The sequence below is a fragment of the Mesorhizobium silamurunense genome (genome assembly GCF_014843825.1).
GTDB classification, from domain to species: domain Bacteria; phylum Pseudomonadota; class Alphaproteobacteria; order Rhizobiales; family Rhizobiaceae; genus Mesorhizobium; species Mesorhizobium silamurunense.
This window is the reverse complement of sequence record NZ_JHQR01000343.1, coordinates 1-3,562: the sequence shown is the minus strand read 5'-3', so window position 1 is coordinate 3,562 and position 3,562 is coordinate 1. Positions and strand designations below refer to the sequence as shown.

The window sequence follows — 3,562 nt, the reverse complement described above, 5'->3', positions numbered from 1 at the left end:
GCGAATTTTCCGCTCGATTATTGAGGCCTTTGTGCGACCGGTGTTCGACACCGGGCATGAGGTCGCGCCTGGCGGCATCATAGGACCGGAGCTTGTCGGTGATCATGACCCGTGGTGTCCGCCCTTGAGCCTTCAGCAACTTGCGCATCAGACGCTTTGCCGCCTTGGCATTTCGGCGGCTTTGCACCAGCACTTCGAGGACGAAGCCGTCCTGATCGACGGCACGCCAGAGCCACTGCTTCTTGCCATTGATGGCCATCACACATTCGTCGAGATGCCATTTGTCGCCCAGGCAGCCGGCTGACCGTCGCTTGATCTCCCGGGCGAAATGCCGTCCGAATTTCTCCGCCCAGCTTCGAATGGTCTGATGCGTGACGATGATGCCGCGGGCCGCCAGCATGTCCTCAACCATGCGCAGGCTGAGCGGAAAGCGAAAGTAGAGCCATACCGCGTGCGCAATGATCTCGGCGGGAAAGCGGTGGCGACGATAGAGCGGATCACGAGCAACTTCTGACATGGCCCATGTTCGCACATCTTCATCAGCCGTCGGTTAACATTACGGTGCCTTTTCGGCTCAGCATAGTAGACGACAACTACAGACTTACGCGGCGGGTAGCGCCAAGTCTTCATTGTCTCGACATGCAAGCGGCCGACCCCGGACAGTTTAATCGGTCCTTTGGCAAGAGCCTTAACATTAGCCGCACCCAAGGACCGAGCAAGGCTGGTGTGGTCCAACTGGTGCTTGGTATGCACGAGTAGGATGACATCCTGTACATCCGGTCCGACTTTCTCACAGATCTTCCGGGCGTAACCGAGCGCAAGTCGAAGCGCTTCAGCCTCTTGGCTATCGACCGGTACGAGGATCCGAATGGGCTTAGTCATGTTTCTTCTCTACTGAAACTTCCCTCAAAACAATGAATCCGCACATCTCCTCCTGTGCAGAATCATCGACGCTATGAGCATAGCATGTCGCACGGGCCTAGGTGTTGACGCAGCCATGTCCGCGTCTGGTAGGCGGAAAACGCCAATAAAGTGACTGAGATGGCGCGTCGCTGCCGAGAATGAGGAAGGACAGGCAGTGCGCTGGAAGGGGTCAGGCCTCCGTTCACTTGCTATGCGTTAAAATGTGCATATATTGTGCGTATGAGAGGTCGGAGAATTGTCATGGCCCACGCACAGCTAGCACATTCCACGGTGATCTCGGGCTTTGTCGATAGCCTGCAGGAGCCGCGCACACCCTATATCTCGCCGAAGCGCCTGTCGCAGGCGCTGGGCGTGAAGGTTGCCAATTTGGCCCAGTTGACCGGCGTCCACCGCAACACGCTTCGTAACCCGTCATCGGAGCGCTTGCAGGGTCGGATGCGCGAAATGGTGAAGGTGATCTCGGCTGCGACGGAGCTCACTGGCGACGTCGACAAGGCGATCTACTGGTATCGCAACGAACCTATCGCTGACTATAGCCATCGCACGGCGGCCGAACTCGTCGCCGACGGTCAGGTCGAAGCGGTTCTGGCGTTCATCCGGGATCTCGAGAATGGGGCGCGCGGGTGAAGGTCATCCGCGTCGGCCCGGACGAGATCTTCCATCGCTATCTGACACCCAAATGGGCTTTCCTGCCCACTAGCGGTGCAGGCGCGGCGATGGACGGCGGTCGTTTCAACCGGCCAGGGGTCGAAGCACTTTATCTGTCGCGTTCGACAAAGACGGCGCTTGATGAATACAAGCAGGGCGCCAGCATCACCCCGCCCGCCACCCTTGCGGCATACAAGATCACGCTCGCCGAGGTGGCCGACCTTTCGCAGGGGTTCGACCCGGACAGCTGGAACGGCGCCTGGAGAGAATGGGACTGTGCCTGGCGCCAGATCGCTCGCATCGACAAGAAGATTCCGCCATCATGGAAGCTCGCGGACCTGATCATCACGGCCGGGCTCCGCGGTATCCTGTTTCCGTCGCTGCGCCACGCCGGCGGCACTAATCTGGTGATCTTTCCGGCCAACCTTGTCGAAGGCGATCACGTCGCGGTCCATGATCCCGATCGGCGGCTGCCGCACGACCAGTCGTCCTGGCCGTAAACCTCCGACCGGAGCGTCGCAACACGCCAATCCATTTAGGCCGTCTCGTCTCCAGCGACATCGACCCTTTCTTCTTCCCCTTCGCCGTCCGCTTCCCTGCTTGCCAGCCCAACCGGAATATCACCGGCCAGTAGCTTTTCCTTCGACAGCAGCCCGGCGTCCTCGAGCGCCTCGAAATCCGGCAGCTGGCGCAGCGTGTCGAGCCCGAACTGCGACAGAAAGTTTTTTGTCGTCACGTAGGTGTAGGGCGCCCCCGGCTGCGGGCTGCGCGGCCCCGAGGCGATCAGCTGCTCAGCGCGCAGCACGCCGATCAGGTCGCGCGACACCTCCTTGCCGAAGAAGGACGACAGCTCGCCACGGGTGATCGGCTGGAAGTAGGCAATGCACATGAGGACGAAAGCCTCCGACTGCGACAGCTCTTTTGTCCCCTCCCCTGCGGCCATACCGAAGGCGGCGTGGATGACGTCGCCAAAAACTTTTTTGGTGCGGTGCTGCCAGCCGCCGGCGACCGCGACCAGCTCGTAGGGGCGGCCGGCGAGCTCGGCGCGAATGTCGTCGATGATCAGCTCGATATTGCAATTTCTTCCCACCACCCGCGCCAGCACACTACGTGTCACCGGTTCATTTGCGGCAAAGATCACCGCTTCGACGCGGCCCATCCATTCGCGCCAGCGCAGCTCGGCCGGCAGATGTTCCAGCTCGGTATCCAGCAAAGCCGGCCGAACGTTTGGCTTCCAGCGGGCAGACGCTTCGCTCATCCCTACAACCCAAACAGCCGAAAGCTGGTGCGGCCGGAGAGCTCGCGCACGGCCTCGAGCTGTTTCAGCCGCTCGAACAGGCGCCGCGCCGCAAAACGCGACAGGTTTTTTGTGCTCAGCGATCCGAGGACGGCGTCGTCGTCGAGCAGTCTTTGGATCACATCGCCCGCCCCCTTTGCCCTGAGCTTCGGTGCGACGGCGATGAGCCGCTCTGCGCGCCGCGACAGCTCGGCGGCCAACCGGCAGGCGTCCGCCGCCGCCTGCGCCAGCGCCAGGCACACCGCCCGCTCAAACCCTTTTTCGCCTGGCCGGATCCGTTTGCCGCCGCCAGGCTCGGACCGAAACGCCGAGCCAAAAGCGTGTGCCATCAGCAGCGGCAGCGGCCGCGGCCAGCGCAGATTTTGCGCCAACACCAGGTCGGCGAGCCACCAGGCCAAAAGCTCAGAGTCAGACCGCATGGCGACGACGTGAGTGGCGGCCGCCGCGGCGAACGGTGCCGGCCGCCCCGAGCGTGCCAGTTTTTCGATCTCCGTGCAGAGCTCGGCGAGAGGCGCGCCGTTCCAATGAAGCCCCAGCTGGTCGACGACCTTTTCGAGTCGATCGGCGCTGGCGGCTGGCGGCACGAGGACGAGCTGCCGCCAGGCGCCGAAGATGGCGCCGGCAGGACCGGGATCGGTTCCGGCCTGGCGCAGGTACCAGGCGTCACGCAAGGCTGCCTCGTCCTCCGCGCGG

Annotated in this window: 5 protein-coding genes; 2 read left to right on the top strand and 3 right to left on the bottom strand. The window is 62.3% G+C overall.

Annotation, left to right across the window (positions count from 1 at the left end; translation table 11 throughout):
- Window positions 1–517: IS6 family transposase (locus tag DH10_RS32070; protein WP_192385747.1), on the bottom strand; the 517-nt coding region annotated here is incomplete at its 3' end.
- A gap of 647 nt (window positions 518–1,164) precedes the next feature.
- Here DH10_RS32070 and DH10_RS32065 point away from each other — a divergent pair.
- The gene (locus DH10_RS32065) at window positions 1,165–1,551 is read left to right on the top strand and encodes a hypothetical protein (protein WP_116625001.1); all 387 of its coding nucleotides are present in this window, start codon (window positions 1,165–1,167) and stop codon (window positions 1,549–1,551) included.
- Window positions 1,548–2,072, top strand: a complete 525-nt coding sequence (locus DH10_RS32060) for an RES domain-containing protein (RefSeq protein WP_192385745.1) — start codon at window positions 1,548–1,550, stop codon at window positions 2,070–2,072. The genes DH10_RS32065 and DH10_RS32060 overlap by 4 nt, the downstream gene beginning before the upstream one ends.
- 35 nt (window positions 2,073–2,107) lie before the next feature.
- Here DH10_RS32060 and scpB read toward each other — a convergent pair whose 3' ends face one another.
- Window positions 2,108–2,830: an SMC-Scp complex subunit ScpB gene (scpB, locus tag DH10_RS32055; RefSeq protein ID WP_192385744.1), complete on the bottom strand. Its 723-nt coding sequence runs from the start codon at window positions 2,828–2,830 to the stop codon at window positions 2,108–2,110.
- 2 nt (window positions 2,831–2,832) lie between these two features.
- The coding region (locus tag DH10_RS32050; RefSeq protein ID WP_192385742.1) for a DUF1403 family protein at window positions 2,833–3,562 on the bottom strand (730 nt) is incomplete at its 5' end.

What these genes read in the sequence shown, in the direction of transcription:
- DH10_RS32065 (WP_116625001.1), top strand. Translation starts at nt 1,165, where the DNA reads ATGGCCCACGCACAGCTAGCACATTCCACGGTGATCTCGGGCTTTGTC.
- scpB (WP_192385744.1), bottom strand. Translation starts at nt 2,830, where the DNA reads ATGAGCGAAGCGTCTGCCCGCTGGAAGCCAAACGTTCGGCCGGCTTTG.